Annotated in this window: 12 protein-coding genes; 8 read left to right on the top strand and 4 right to left on the bottom strand. The window is 57.4% G+C overall.

The window, feature by feature from the left end; translation table 11 throughout:
• Positions 1-49: 49 nt before the first annotated feature.
• From EPD60_RS12325 to EPD60_RS12335, 3 genes are all read left to right on the top strand, one after another.
• On the top strand, positions 50-3,553 hold the full coding sequence (locus tag EPD60_RS12325; RefSeq protein WP_131449777.1) for an error-prone DNA polymerase: 3,504 nt from the start codon (positions 50-52) through the stop codon (positions 3,551-3,553).
• Positions 3,554-3,854: 301 nt separating this feature from the next.
• Complete coding sequence (locus tag EPD60_RS12330) at positions 3,855-4,295, top strand: hypothetical protein (protein WP_131449778.1); 441 nt, start codon at positions 3,855-3,857, stop codon at positions 4,293-4,295.
• A gap of 229 nt (positions 4,296-4,524) precedes the next feature.
• Entirely contained in the window at positions 4,525-4,752 is a 228-nt protein-coding gene (locus EPD60_RS12335; protein WP_131449779.1) for a hypothetical protein, read from the top strand.
• A 43-nt stretch (positions 4,753-4,795) separates the two neighbouring features.
• Here EPD60_RS12335 and EPD60_RS12340 read toward each other — a convergent pair whose 3' ends face one another.
• A complete protein-coding gene (locus tag EPD60_RS12340) occupies positions 4,796-7,222 on the bottom strand; it encodes an AAA family ATPase (RefSeq protein WP_131449780.1) in 2,427 nt (808 codons plus the stop codon).
• A gap of 156 nt (positions 7,223-7,378) precedes the next feature.
• Entirely contained in the window at positions 7,379-8,071 is a 693-nt protein-coding gene (locus tag EPD60_RS12345) for a hypothetical protein (protein WP_131449781.1), read from the bottom strand.
• A gap of 657 nt (positions 8,072-8,728) precedes the next feature.
• Here EPD60_RS12345 and EPD60_RS12350 point away from each other — a divergent pair.
• The 3 genes from EPD60_RS12350 to EPD60_RS12360 all read left to right on the top strand — a co-directional run bounded on the left by EPD60_RS12350 (position 8,729) and on the right by EPD60_RS12360 (position 10,255).
• Positions 8,729-9,178, top strand: a complete 450-nt coding sequence (locus tag EPD60_RS12350) for a hypothetical protein (RefSeq protein ID WP_131449782.1) — start codon at positions 8,729-8,731, stop codon at positions 9,176-9,178.
• 242 nt (positions 9,179-9,420) lie between these two features.
• Entirely contained in the window at positions 9,421-9,870 is a 450-nt protein-coding gene (locus tag EPD60_RS12355) for a hypothetical protein (RefSeq protein WP_131449783.1), read from the top strand.
• A gap of 169 nt (positions 9,871-10,039) precedes the next feature.
• Positions 10,040-10,255, top strand: coding sequence for a hypothetical protein (locus EPD60_RS12360; RefSeq protein WP_131449784.1), 216 nt, complete (start codon positions 10,040-10,042; stop codon positions 10,253-10,255).
• Between the two features lie 95 nt (positions 10,256-10,350).
• Here the strand turns inward: EPD60_RS12360 and EPD60_RS12365 are convergent, their stop codons facing one another.
• Entirely contained in the window at positions 10,351-10,725 is a 375-nt protein-coding gene (locus tag EPD60_RS12365; protein ID WP_131449785.1) for a hypothetical protein, read from the bottom strand.
• Positions 10,726-10,984: 259 nt separating this feature from the next.
• Here EPD60_RS12365 and EPD60_RS12370 point away from each other — a divergent pair, with 259 nt between their 5' ends.
• Positions 10,985-11,287, top strand: a complete 303-nt coding sequence (locus EPD60_RS12370; protein ID WP_131449786.1) for a GIY-YIG nuclease family protein — start codon at positions 10,985-10,987, stop codon at positions 11,285-11,287.
• Positions 11,288-11,473: 186 nt separating this feature from the next.
• Here EPD60_RS12370 and EPD60_RS12375 read toward each other — a convergent pair whose 3' ends face one another.
• Positions 11,474-12,280, bottom strand: a complete 807-nt coding sequence (locus EPD60_RS12375) for an aldo/keto reductase (RefSeq protein WP_131449787.1) — start codon at positions 12,278-12,280, stop codon at positions 11,474-11,476.
• A 134-nt stretch (positions 12,281-12,414) separates the two neighbouring features.
• Between EPD60_RS12375 and EPD60_RS12380 the strand changes: the two genes are divergently transcribed.
• Entirely contained in the window at positions 12,415-14,100 is a 1,686-nt protein-coding gene (locus EPD60_RS12380) for a sensor histidine kinase (protein WP_131449788.1), read from the top strand.
• Positions 14,101-14,267 lie beyond the last annotated feature (167 nt).

The following is a 14,267-nucleotide window of genomic DNA, read 5'->3' on the forward strand; positions in this document are numbered from 1 at the left end:
AAAATTGAGCATTGCATATTGAACATTTCAACGCCTTGTCCTTTTAAGAATGTCTGCTGCTATAAGAAATGATCCACAGGGGCACCCCTCTCCGCTTCGGAGAGGGGCGGGGGGTGAGGTTGGGAGCTGGGTCGAACTCCAAACCCTCACCAACTTCACCTTCCTCCGCGGCGGCTCGCACCCCGAGGAGCTGGTGGCGCATGCCGCCGAACTGGGCTATGATGCCATCGGCATCACCGACCGCAACACGCTCGCCGGCGTGGTGCGCGCGCATGCCGCGGGGCGCAAGCACGAAGTGCGCGTGCTGCCCGGCTGCCGCCTGGACCTGCTCGACGGGCCTTCGCTGCTGGTATATCCCCTCGACCGCGCGGGCTGGGCCGAGCTCTGCGTGCTGCTCTCCACCGGCAACGGCCGCGCGGAGAAAGGCGACTGCCATCTCTACCGCGAAGACGTATACCGCCATGCAGCGCGCCTCCACTGCATCGCGCTGCCGCCCGAAAGCCTCGATGCCGACTTCCGCTTCGACGCAAGCTTTGAGCCGGCCCTGGCCGAGTACCGCGCGCGCCTGCCGCGGCTGTCGCTGGCTGCCACACGCCGCTACAACGGCGACGACGCCAAGCAGCTGCATCGTCTTCACGAATTGAGCCGCCGCCACGATGTGCCGCTGGTAGCCACCAACGACGTGCACTACCACGACGCCGCGCGCCGCCAGCTGCAGGACGTGCTCACCTGCATCCGCGAGAAGTGCACCATCCAGAGCGCGGGCTACCGGCTGCTGGCCAACGCCGAGCGGTACCTGAAGCCCGAGGCCGAGATGCGCCGCCTCTTCATGCACTACCCCGAAGCGCTGGAGCGCGCCGCGCTCATCGCGCAAGAGTGCACGTTTTCTCTGGATGAACTTCAATACGAATACCCTGAAGAGATTACTTCCGAAGGACGCACGCCGCAGGAAGAATTAACCTACCTGGCCTGGAAAGGCGCGGAGGAGATCTTCGGCACGCCGCTGCCCGCGAAGACAAAGGCCGCCATCGAATACGAGCTGAAGTTCATCGCGGGTGTGAACTATGCACCCTACTTTCTTACCGTGTACGACATCGTGCGCTTCGCCCGCAGCCGCGGCATCCTCTGCCAGGGGCGCGGCTCGGCGGCCAACAGCACCGTGTGCTTCTGCCTCGGCATCACCTCGGTGAACCCCGAAAAATTCGACCTGCTCTTCGAGCGTTTTCTTTCCGCTGCGCGCAACGAGCCGCCCGATATCGACGTCGACTTCGAGCACGAGCGCCGCGAGGAGGTGATCCAGTATATCTACAATAAGTACGGCCGCGACCGTGCCGCCATCGTGGCCACCGTAACGCAGGTGCACGGCCGCGGTGCCATCCGCGACGTGGGTAAGGCCATGGGCCTCTCGCTCGACGCCGTGGGCAAGCTGGCCGGCGTGCTGGGGCACCACTACAGCGACGACCCCATCGACGAAGAAGTCGTGCGCCAGACCGGCATGGACCCGCGCGACCCGCACCTGCGCAAGACCCTCGAGCTGACGCAGCAATACATCGGCTTTCCGCGGCAGCTGGGGCAGCACACCGGCGGCTTCGTCATCACGCGCGGCAAGCTCACGGAGCTCTGTCCCGTGCTCAACGCCCGCATGCCCGGCCGCACCTGCATCGAGTGGAACAAGGACGATATCGAAACCCTCGGCTTTCTCAAGATCGACGTGCTGGCGCTCGGCATGCTCACCTGCATCCGCAAGGCCTTTGAGCTGATGGAGCGGCACTACGGCGTGAAGCATACGCTGGCAAGTATCCCGCATGATGAGGATCTGCCCGAAGTGAAGAAAGTGTACGACATGATCTGCCAGGCCGACACCATCGGCGTGTTCCAGATCGAGAGCCGCGCGCAGCAAAGCATGCTGCCGCGCCTGCGGCCGCGCAGCTTTTATGACCTCGTGATCGAAGTGGCCATCGTGCGGCCCGGGCCCATACAGGGCGATATGGTGCATCCCTACCTGAAACGACGCAACGGCGAGGAGCCCGTGACCTATCCCACGCAGGAGCTCTACGACGTGCTGCACCGCACCCTCGGCGTGCCCCTCTTCCAGGAGCAGGCCATGAAGATCGCCATCGTGGCCGCGGGCTTTTCGCCGGCCGAGGCCGACGGGCTGCGCCGCTCCATGGCCACCTTCAAATTCAAAGGGGTGGTGAGCGAGTGGCGCGACAAGCTGGTGAGCGGCATGGTGGCCAAAGGATATACGCGCGACTATGCCGAGCGCGTGTTCAAGCAGCTGGAGGGCTTCGGCTCCTACGGCTTCCCGGAGAGCCACGCCGCCTCTTTTGCGCTGCTGGTGTGGGTGAGTTGCTGGCTCAAATGTTATTACCCCGACGTGTTCTGCGCGGCCCTGCTCAATTCGCAGCCCATGGGCTTTTACCAGCCCGCGCAGCTGGTGCAGGATGCGGTAAGGCATGGGGTGGCGGTGTTGCCGGTGGATGTGAATTATTCGGGGTGGGAGCATGACCTCACACCCCAGCCCCCAACCCCACTCCCCGGTGCTTCTCCAAACCTCACCCCCAGCCCCTCTCCGCAGCGGAGAGGGGAGCAGGATACCCCTCTTCCTTCAATTGTTCTCCCTTCACGCTCCCCCTCTCCCACAGGGAGAGGGGGCCGGGGGGTGAGGTTGGGCCTCCGCCTCATCGCCGGCCTCCGCGCCGAAGACGCCCGCCTCCTCCTCGAAAAGCGCGGCGCCGGCTATGCCACCATCAACGCCCTCCGCGACGCGGGGCTCTCCACCGCCGCCCTCGAGCGCCTCGCCGACGCCGACGCCTTCCGCTCCCTCGGCCTCGACCGGCGCCAGGCCCTGTGGGAGCTGAGCACGCGCGACCGCCCGCAGGCCCTCTTTGAAGGGCAGGTGGCACCCGACGCCGTGGGCGAGGCGGTACAACTGCCCCTGCTGCTGGAGTCGGAGCACGTGGTGCAGGACTACAACGCCCAGGGCCTCTCGCTGAAGGCGCACCCCGTGCACTTTCTCCGCCCCGACCTCGACCGCGGGCTGTGCACCCGCGCCGCCGACCTCGTAACGCTGCCCCACGGCACGCCCGTGCGCGTGGCCGGCCTCGTGCTGGTGCGCCAGCGCCCCGGCACCGCCAAAGGCGTGTGGTTCATGACCCTCGAAGACGAAACCGGCACCTGCAACCTGGTGCTCTTTCCGCAGGTGGTGGAGACCTACAAGCGCCGCATCGTGGGCGCCCGCCTCTTTGTGGCCGACGGCACCGTGCAACGCGAAGGCATCGTGGTGCACGTGATTGTGAAAAAGGGCTGGGATGGGAGTAAGCTGCTGCGCAAGTTGACCCATCCCCCAACCCCTTCCCAAGGGGAAGGGGAGCAACACCCCTCCCCCTTTGGGGAGGGGCGGGGGGTGGGGTCTGGGAAGGGGCCGGGGGATGGGTCTGAAGGGAGCGAGATCCCGGATATATCGATCCTGTCCCGCGCCGACGAAGCAAAGGGCAGCATGGAAGACGCGCGGCGGGCAAGGGAGCTGGGAAAGAGCCGTGACTTCCGCTGAGTCTTCCGGGACAGGAACAGCATCCGGCTCAGAGTTGCCGCGTTAAGATCCCGATGCGTAGCATCGGGATGACAAGTATTCAGAAAATTCCAACGGGCGGCCCGATCTGAATCCCAGCGGCCGGTAGTAGTACCACGGGCCGCCCTGCAGATTCCCTCGTTCCGCTTGTCATCCCGATCGCCGGCGATCGGGATCTCAGCCAATGGCTACGCCGGGCTTTATGCAGCACTAACTTCTAACACTTCCTTGCACCGCGCGGCCCCTTTCTTGCGGCGTTTTGGGTAGCCCTAAAGCCACCTATATGAAACAGCTCCTGGTATTGATCCTGTTGCTGGCGGGTGCGGGCCCCATGGCTGCCCAGGGCCTGCCGCAAAGCCGCATCGAAGCCCTCGAAAAGACCTACAAGATGGCCCTCTTCCGCGGCGTCGACGGCGACCTCTTCGATATGGAAAGCGACCCCGCCGCGCGCGGCGCCCAGGCCTACACCAACATCCTCGGGTGGCTCCCCGGCCGCGTGGCCGGCCTGCAGGTGTATTACTACCGCGGCATCCCTTACCCCTATATCCGCGGCTACCTCGCCAACCTCTACCTCGACGAGCTGCGCGTGGACGCCGCCACCATCAACTCCATCCCGGTGAGCGACATCGCGCTGGTGAAAGTGATGAAGGGCCCCGTGGTGATCGCCGGCGGCTCGCCGGGCGGCACCATCGCCATCTATACGAAGCGCGGGGAGGGTGAATAGTGAATGGTCAATGGTGAATGGGCGGGTGCTAGCTTCGCTTGCGCGACGGCCGCAGGCCGTCATTGCGAGCGAAGCGAAGCAAACTCCCCGACCTAAGGAATGGCCGAAGCCGGAGAAGTGTCCGCCTTCAACCTTGAACAGGGTGCTTTATTCACCCCCACCACCCAAACTCCAGCCACCTTCTCCCTCCCTGATCCGTCACCCACCCAACGCTCTCCAGGTTATCCCGGTGCGTATAAATACCGTTACCCGGCACGGGCGCATCGCCGGCCTGCAGCAGCGGCAGCAGCTCCATGCCCCGGTAAAAGCGAAAAGCCGCCCTAAAGCATTGCAGCAGGTAGGTGGGATGCAGCCGCTATATGTCGGCAATGCCGAAGAAGCCGGGACCGGCGATGCCGACGAGGCGGGTGAGGAAGGAGGAGCGGGTCATGGGGTAAAGAAGAAAATTAAACAATAGAGCCAGGATGTACCTATCTAAACACAGAAGGTGGTTTGCAGGCTTACACTAAAGCTTCTGAATTAATCCCAACACTGGCACATAAAGCTTGAAACTGTCCTTGGTCCTCTCTTAATTTGCTTATAATGAGTGATGCAACCCGCCTCATTTCTGGAACTTCAATCGGCAATTCACCCCTTTCTAAGCAACCCGATAAGTGAGAGTATTCGTTATTAATTCTGTTGGATAAAATAACGGGTAGATCTTCATCTCCAAAGAATCTCCGCAACTTCAAATCAAATTCAGAAGAGTCTGGAAACTTAAAGAACATGAACAATTCTAAAAACTTTCTCGCATTGTTTCCAAAGTTGTAATAAAGGTGATAATTCGAGTCATCAACACGCTCGATTTCGGCACATTGATATAATTGATGAAAGAGGAAGTTAAACTCTGTAATATATTCTTTAAGGTATTTCGGCATTAGGCGTATTTGTGAGATGTTTCCAAGTCTTTCAACAATAAAGTATTCTTTAGAACGGTCTACTGCATCTCCTCTGCCATTCCGCATTATATTTCCGTCGATATTCCGCTTTTTCCAAGATAGTCGTTTCAGGTATTTTAGGAACTCAAGATTGTGAGTCGAAATAAATATTTGACCTGCTACATCTTGGTCTAAAACCTCAACACTAATAAAAGAGAAAATAGAAAAGACATGGTTTGAGTCAAGGCTTGAAATCGGGTCATCAATCCATATCAAAGGCTTGCGGCCCAGAGAAGCAGTGTCATGAAGTTTTGCCACGAAGTAGCAGAATGTTATTAATCTGCACTCTCCTTCGCTTAGATGGTGCGCCTTTTGTTCTGATCTCCGCACTTCAAACTTGTGTCCAGAGCCAGCATTTTCCTCTACCACTTCTAAATGAAGATGATTATTTCCGAAATATTCACGCAAATAGAAGTTTACCCTATCCGCGCCGACCCTCTCGTCATTTTGACTTGCTCTTTTTTGCTCGATAAGTTTCAGCTTTTCAAAAATGGCTTCGTTTGCACTTCTAACAGCCTCGTTGGCTGCTCTTAGTTCAAGTCCTAAGTTTTTTATTGAATCAAGTTTATTAAAATAGGAGGTGTCAATTACGAATCGACTTACGCGGTCAAGTCTCAGTCTTTCTTTAATCTTCTTATGTTCATCTGCTAGATTGCTCGAATAAGCATTTGAGATTCTTATGATTTCGTTCAGTCTTTCTAAAGATTCTACTAATTCTTTTGAATGCAGTTGGGTCTTTTGAATGGCCACATCCTCGAAAGGATTTTCTTGCTTTCTATTCAAACAGTCGATCAAATGTGTAAGCGCAGAAATAAACTTTTCGAGTAATTGTTCTACTTCGTTTAAACCTTTTTCAAAATTCTCTTGAAAGCGGATATAGAGGTTCGATAAATTCGGTTTCTTAAATGATTTTAGAATTGAAATGGAGCGGTTGATTTCCTCTATACAATTGTTTATCTCTTGTTTAAGAAATAAGATTTCGTCATCGAAATGGCCTTGAAGGTCTTTCCAACGCTCATCAGAAATTTTTCCGCCACAAAATCCACACGCTTGGTTTTGGACGTGAAGCTGCATTCCCATTTCGACCCATTTCTGCATTGCTGCATCACGAGCCAGGGCTTCAATTTTGCCAGCTTGCCCGACGCGTTTAGATGTGAGGGCCTTAGCTTTTTCGCATAAGAGCTCAAACTGAAAAACAATTGGTGAATATTCGGCAAGAGGCGCTTTAATGACTTCCTTCAGTGCTTGGTAATACTCGTTCCGGTTAATGTCGGAAATGTTGCTGTAATCTGGAGACGACACAATATGGATGTCCTTCTCTAACTCTCGTACATTGTAATTTTGATTGCCATACAATTCGCTTTTGTAGCGAATTCCTTCGGGATTATTATTGGCAATCCAATTCTTAGATTTTTCTAACTCTCTTTCAAGCTCCGTCAGTTCTGGCTGAAGCCGATTTACGAGTTCCTGCGCGCTTTTCTGGGATAAATATAGCCCTGACTCGTGCCCCTCTTCATTCGTTCCTAAGCTAACTTGAATGGTTGAAATTTCTTCTTCGATTTCATTATTTCGATCCCCGATCACGGCGATTGAAAAAGACTCGGCGGTATTATCTTCTGGGTTTGTTACGAATTTAAAATTGGAGCGAATAAAATCCTCATTGAAAACTCTAAAGCACTTATCATGCCCTGATAGGTTGGTTTGGTCAAGTACAGAGTCGTCGGAAAATTTTATTTTAAATGCTGCATCGGGGTATTTATCCGAAACGTTGCCAACTTCGAAGGCACGGAATATTCTAGAAAGGCTCGTTTTCCCCGAATAATTACGACCATATAAAATGTTGCAGTCTAGAAAAGGTGAAACATTTCCGTTTGAACTAACGACACAGGTATCCCACATAAAATTTTCGAACACTCCAAGGTGGGAAATAGAAACAATTTTTTTGATCATATCAGTTGGTTTGGTCTTGTGCGTCTCAAACAGGTTTGTTTGGCTTGGTTGCTAATCTAGTGAAATTGTCCATTTTCGATCCCTAATATTAGTGGGTCATTTTATTTGGACTTTATCGGCATAAAAGGAAAGACCCGCCTACGCGGGTCTTTCCTTTTATCCATTCACAGTAACTCCCTCCTCCTTCTTCTTCCTCCTCGTCACCCCTCTCAACAAGCTCTCCTCAAAAAACCTTTCCCCCTTCTCCGGCTCCTTTTTATACGCCTTCGCCACATCGTGCAGCGCATCGATCAGGGTCCATTCGAGCTCCAGGCGGGCGGAGTCGCGGACGTTGCGTTCGGCGTCGAGGGTTTCGAGGGTGGATTGCTGGTCGGCGCGGAGGCCGTCCCAGCCGGTAACGAAGTTGTTGAGGCCGTTGCGGAGGGTGTCGGGCAGGGAGCGGCTGTGGATATCTACTGCTTTTTTGATGCGCTTCAGGGTTTCGGGCGCCTTGGTCTTGGTGAGGTTGGTGAACTCGCTCACGCCTTGGGGCAGCAGGGCGGTGAAGCCGGCCGACTTGCGGCCGCCGAGGGCCACCGAGAGGGCGTCTTCGTTGTCGCGCATGAAGTCGCGGAGGTCGCGGAGCCAGTCGTTGACGGCGCGGGTGCGGTCCTTGCCGTCCGACTTATGGAAGGCGACGGCGCCCAGGGTCTGCAGCACGGCTTCTACTCGGTTGTCGATGGCGGTGGCCAGGGCGGGGAACTCGCCGCGCAGGGCTTCGGCGGCGTTCTGCGCAAAGCGCACCAGGCGCAGGGTGGTGATGCGCGGGTGGTCGAAGGGATTGCTCAGGAAAAGCTGGATTTTTTTCATTGTCAACGGTTTATGATTATAAAATGTGAGACAACGGTTGATCTGGTGCTTTTCCGGCCGGGAAGCCTTCCGGATATATATGTCAAGCCGGACAGCACCATACTGAAGCCTTCAGGGTGTATATGTCACTTTTGACAATACCATCCTGAGGTCTTCAGGATATATATGTTCATTTTGACAATACCATCCTGAAGCTTTCAGGATATATATGTTCCATTTGACAATACCATCCTGAACGGTTCAGGATATATAGGTCGCCGGCGACAATACCATCCTGAAGGCTTCAGCATACAGGTGTAATTTCTGACAAGAGCATCCTGAGGGTTTCAGCACATACAGGGCGTTTTCGGCAATAGCTATCTGAAGGACTCAGGGTGCAGGTGGTTTTTCATGCGTTGGTATCCCGAAGCTAATGCGGTGGTTTGAGATATGCAAGAGGGGGCCAAACCCGTATTTCTACTCCCTGTTGCCCCTGTTTTTCAAACGGCTTGAAAATGAATGGATTCGCCCGGTACCGCGCCCCTGCTATAATATAAGGGAAAAGGCGACGCGAAAATTCCGTATTAATCGGGTGCGGGATCGTAAAAACCACATCACGAATTTGGTGTTCCGGATACGATTCGGGTGGGCCTGCGCGTTAGGGGGAAAAGAAGCGGTATGCGTACAATGCTGTTCTTATTGTTGCTGCTGCCGGCGGGCGCCGGTGCCCAGCTGGTGGCCAGCCTGCTGAGCCTGTATGCGGAGCGCAGCCAGCCCAATGTGTTGCAGGCGCGCCTGGTGGCGGCGGGCTACCGCGAAGAGCCCGCGAAAAAGGGGGAGCGCATGTTTTCGCGTAACGGCGATTGCCTCGTGTTTCGCTACCAGGGCGGCGAGCTGGACGAGCTCGCGTATACGCCCGTCGATACCACCGGCTTCGCGGTGCATGCCGCACGGCTGATGAAGCTGAAGTGCGCCACCAGGGGCAAGTGCTCCTATGAGATGTATCTCGCCTTTACCGGGCCGGAGCTGATTTATACGTTTTACGCCGAGCGGCATAGCGCCGCGGTTACGTACTCCGTCGGGCGCTCGTACCAGTACACCAAGGAGGACGAGGAGCGGGGCTATTAAACGACGGGACCGAATAAGGTGGCGCGGTGCCGAATGAGATCCTGATGCTGCGCATCAGGATGACAACCGGCATAATGGAAGGCATAAGGGCGGCCCGGGGAGCGCTTCCCGGCTACGCGACTGCCGGTCGGGCCGCCCGCCGGATCATCCCCGGAAGCTGTCATCCCGGTGCGTAGCACCGGGATCCCGACCCGCCATCCGGAAATGACCGATAAGCCATTTCATCACCCAACCCCCTTTACATGAAAAGATGCTTCCTGCCTTTTTTCCTGGCCTTGTGCGCGCTGCCTGCCGCGGGGCAGACGCTCGATGATGTGCTCACCGCCCTCTTTGCCTTGCGTCGCGAACCGAACGAATTATACGCTGCCCTGGTGCGCAACGGCTACCGTGCCGTAGGCGCCCGCAAGGACTACCGGGCCTTCACGGATGGCCGCGACTCCTTCGTGTTGCGAACCGTGAAGGGTAAGGTGGTGTCGCTCCGGTACAGCACCGGCAACGTGAAAGCGTATGAGGAAAAGACGAAGGACTGGACACTGCTCGGCAGCGATGCGCATGCTACCGGCAAGGTGATCGAAACCGGGGTCGGGAATATCTACTGGATCTTCGGGATTCGCTACCCGCGCCGCGTGACGTACACCATCATCGAGTCGGCCGATTATTCAAAGAAGATCGAGGATGGGTTTATCGAGTAAAGGCGCCAGCTCCTTCTCCCTTCATGTACTCATGTATTCATGTAATCTCCCATCAGCTCCTCCTTTTCCCCGCTTCCCTTCTCTTTCTTCCTTGCTCATTTTTTAACCTCTTTCAGCCGCTTATGGCCCAGCCTTTGTACCGGTTACAGCAGGGAAAAAACCCATTGTTATGGAAGAGAAAAACAAAAAGCCGCAGGAACACCGGGGCGGTTTTGGCCCCGACCCGGAAACCCTTCACAGCACCGACCCGCAGGAGCACATGCATGGCCCCTTGTCGGACCGCCTGCACAAGATCAGCGACGCCGCGAAAAAGCCCTCCAATGCCGAGCCGCAGTACCGCGACGAGCGCGAGCGGGACGGGGATAATCCGTGGGAGGACCGCTGATGGATGTCTGATGTGGGATGGCTGATGGCTGATGTGGGTTTGGGTGGGTAACCTCAGAACCCCAGAACCTTAGAACCAAAATCAGACATCAGCCATCAGCCATCCGACATTTCCACCTGGTACACATCGCTCCTATTCCGCTCGATGTTTTCGATGTGAAAGCCGCCGGGCTCGGGGATGTCTTCGAGGAGGTCGAAGAAGAGGCAGCGCTTGTCGAGGCCCTCGAACACGAGGGTGAAGCGCTCGCCGGGGAAGAACAGTTTCCAGTGAGGATACTCCGTGATATTAAAGGCATGGAGCAGTCGCTTGCGTGTGCCGTCGTCCTGCACCAGGAAGGTGGTGGGCCAGATGCGCGCCAGCGTGAGCTCGGGCAGGGTAACGTGCACGATGGTGCTGCGCTCGGTATCGGGGAGCGTTTCCACCTTGAAGGAGATCTCGGGCTTGAAGACGGGAGCGAGCGTGGCGGGCATGGGGTAAAGGTCGGGAAAGGGGAATGTGGTAATGCGGTAATGTGGTAATGCGGTAATGCGGTAATGCAGGTAGTGCTTGGTAAAGCGCGAAGCTATGGGTAGGTAGCGAAGCGACGGCGCAGCCGTCATTGCGAGCGCAGCGAAGCAAACTCCCTGACCTTAAGACTGCCCGGAAAGCCGCAAGATTCCATCAGAAAAATCCCGGTAAATCCTGTTGCAATCCTCATGGAAAAGCGCACCGGTTTTATGAGTTTCCCCTATGGCAAAACGCGGCTACGTCTACATCCTCACCAATGCACACCACACGGTGCTTTATACCGGTGTAAGCAGCAATCTGTATCATAGAGTTTACCAACACCTGCATCCCACAGAAGGCGAAAAGCATTTCTCTGCGCGGTATAATCTATCAAAGCTGGTTTACTACGCCGAGTATCCCACGATGCTGCAGGCGATTGCGGAAGAAAAGCGGATCAAGGCAGGAAGCAGGGAAGCCAAGATCCAGCTCATTGAGTCGATGAACCCGGGTTGGGAGGATTTGTGGAAGAAGTTGTTTTGGAGGTAGGTCTTTGATCAAAATCTTCTTCTGCGGCGAACTGTCCTAAGGTCTGGGAGTTTGCTTCGCTGCGCTCGCAATGACGGCTGCGCCGTCGCTCCGCCACCTACTAACGGCTTCGCGACTCACTAACGGTTTCGCATCCTGTCAACCTCGAAACCTTGGTAATCCTAGAACCTTTTAAAACCCAGAACCCTAGAACCCCAGAACCCTAAAACCCTTCTCCAGTTCCTCCCTCGTTAGCTCCACATCCCCCTCCAATATCTCCCGCATATGTTCCGCCTTCGATGTTGCGGGAATGACACAGGTAACGGCGGGATGCGCCAGGATGAACGCGACGCAATACGCCGCCCAGCTCTTGATGCCACGGGCGACGGCCCAGCCGGGGAGGGGCGTGCCGGCGAGGCGGCGCAGCAGGGCGCCCTCGCCGAAGGGGCGGTTGATGAGGGTGGCCACGCCGAGGTCGGCGGCGGTGGGGAGGAGGCGCTGCTCCGCATGGCGGTCGGCGATGGAGTAGTTGAACTGCACAAAGTCGAAGCGCTCCTGCCGCAGCACGCGCTCCAGCTCGGCGTGCTGGCCGTCGGTGTAGTGGGTGATGCCGATATAGTGCACGCGGCCTTCTTCCTTCCACTTACGCAGGGTGGACAGGTGCGTCTTCCAGTCTACCAGGTTGTGGATCTGCAGCAGGTCGATGGTGGGGCGCCCCATGCGGCGGAACGACTGCTCCATCTGCGCGATGCCTTCGGCGCGGCCGGTGGTCCAAACCTTGGTGGCGTAAAAGAAGTCATCGCGCTGGGGCATCGCCGCGGTGAGGCGGCCGATTGTGCTTTCGGCGCGGCCGTACATGGGCGAGGAATCGATGAGGCGGCCACCGCCCGCATGAAAGGTGTGCAGCACTTCGGTGAGCGACGCGTCATTGCTGTCGGTGTCGAAGGTCTGCCAGGTGCCGAGGCCGATAACGGGAAGAGGTTCACCGGATGAGGGAATAGGACGAGAGCGCATGGGGGGAATTTTTAGATCTCCGATGTCGGATCTCGGATTTGTTTGTCGATGTGTGAGGTGATGAATTTCGGTATTTGCCAGATTCCACACCAGATCCGAGATCTCCTCCGCTCTTCCATGGTCATCCCATCCATATGCGCTACCTTGGTGCCGCAAATCGCCTCGTGCCCACCACCTCCACCATAAAGAAAACACCCGCCTTCCTGCAGGGCGACAGCGAACTCTCCCGTATCACCCGTGATTTCGACTGGGCGGCTACGGCCCTCGGGCCCATCGACAGCTGGCCCGCCGCCCTGCGCATCCACGTAGGCACCATCCTGGCAAGCCCCTTCCCGATGTTTCTCTTCTGGGGCCCCGAGCACTACTGTTTTTATAATGATGCCTATCGCCCCTCGCTGGGCAATACCGGGAAACACCCTGCCGTGGGGCGCAAAGGCAAAGAGCTGTGGCCCGAGATCTGGGAGCATATTGGCCCCATGATCCGCCGCGTGCTCGACGGCGAAGGCCCCACGTGGCGCGAAGACGAGCGTCTCGACATCTGGCGCAATGGGCAACTCGAAGTGGTGTACTGGACCTTCAGCTACAGCCCCGCCAACGACGAGGACGGCAACATCGCCGGCGTGCTCGTTACCTGTATGGAAACGACCCTCCAGGTGCAGGCGCGCATTGCGGTGAATGAGCTCGTGGCCGAGCGTACCCGCGAGCTGCAGGCCGCCACCGGCTCGCTCGAGGCCGCCAACCACTACCTCCAGCAGGTGATCAATCTCTTTAAGGAGCCGCTGCAGATCCTGAGCCCGGTGTTCGAGAACGGCCGCCTCGTGGATTTTCGCTATGTGCTTACCAACGAGGCCTATGCCGCATACGCCGCCGCCAGGCCGGCCGACATCGCCGGTAAGCGCGTGGGCGAGGTGTTTCCCGGTTACTTCCAGACGAGCTCCTTCTCCGAGGTGGTGGCTGCCTACGAAGACGGCAGGGCCCGCACCTGGGAAATCCACTACGACCAGGACGGCCTCGACCTTTATAACCAGATGAGCGCGCAGCGCTTTGGCGACGAAGTGCTGGTGCACTTTACCGACTTCACCCGTGTGAAGAAGCTGGAGCACGAGCTCGTGCAAAAGATCTCCGAGCTGGAGCGCTCCAACTCGAAGCTCGAAGAGTTCGCGCACGCTGCCTCGCACGACCTCAAGGAGCCGATCCGCAAGGTGAAGGTGTTTACCAGTATGCTGCGCGAGCAGCTCCGCGCCCAGCTCGGCGCAGAGCAGCACGGCGCCTTCAACAAGATGGAGCTCGCCACCGCGCGCATGAGCGAGCTGGTGAACGACCTGCTGCGCTTCTCGCACCTGAGCCAGCAGGGGCAGCAAAAGGTGCCCGTCGACCTCGGCGCCTTGTTTGAACGGGTGCGCGAAGACCTTGAGCTGGAGATCGCCGACCAGGGCGCCCACCTCGAAGTAGCGCCCCTTCCCGTGGTGCCCGGCTACCACCGGCAACTGCTGCAGTCGTTCGAAAACCTGGTGGGCAATGCCCTTAAGTACCGCCGCCCCGGCGTGGCGCCCCACATCCGTGTATGGGCAACCGAAGACGTTTCGGACAGCGGCCGCTTCGCCGTCATTTCTGTTGCCGACAACGGCATCGGCTTCAATCCCCAATACGCCACGCAGATCTTCCAGCTTTTTTCGCGCCTGCATACCCGCGACCAGTATGCCGGCACCGGCATCGGGCTTTCCATCGTGCAGCGTGTGGCCGAGCAGCACGGCGGCCGCGTGGAGGCCGAAGGTCGTCCCGGCGAAGGCGCCACCTTCCGGCTCTGGCTGCCGCTCTGACCCGGCGGGCTTTCATTTCGCCAATACACCATCCATCCTTTTTAGCTTCTTCACCGACGTTCTGCACCCGTTCATCGTTTGCCGATACGCCCGGGGCACCCTGCGGCGTTATGGGGGCGGAAGCCTCCCGGGCGCAGCCGCAAGCTGTGCGAAACGATCGCCGGGGC

The organism is Flaviaestuariibacter flavus (assembly GCF_004337505.1).
Lineage (GTDB): Bacteria > Bacteroidota > Bacteroidia > Chitinophagales > Chitinophagaceae > Flavisolibacter > Flavisolibacter flavus.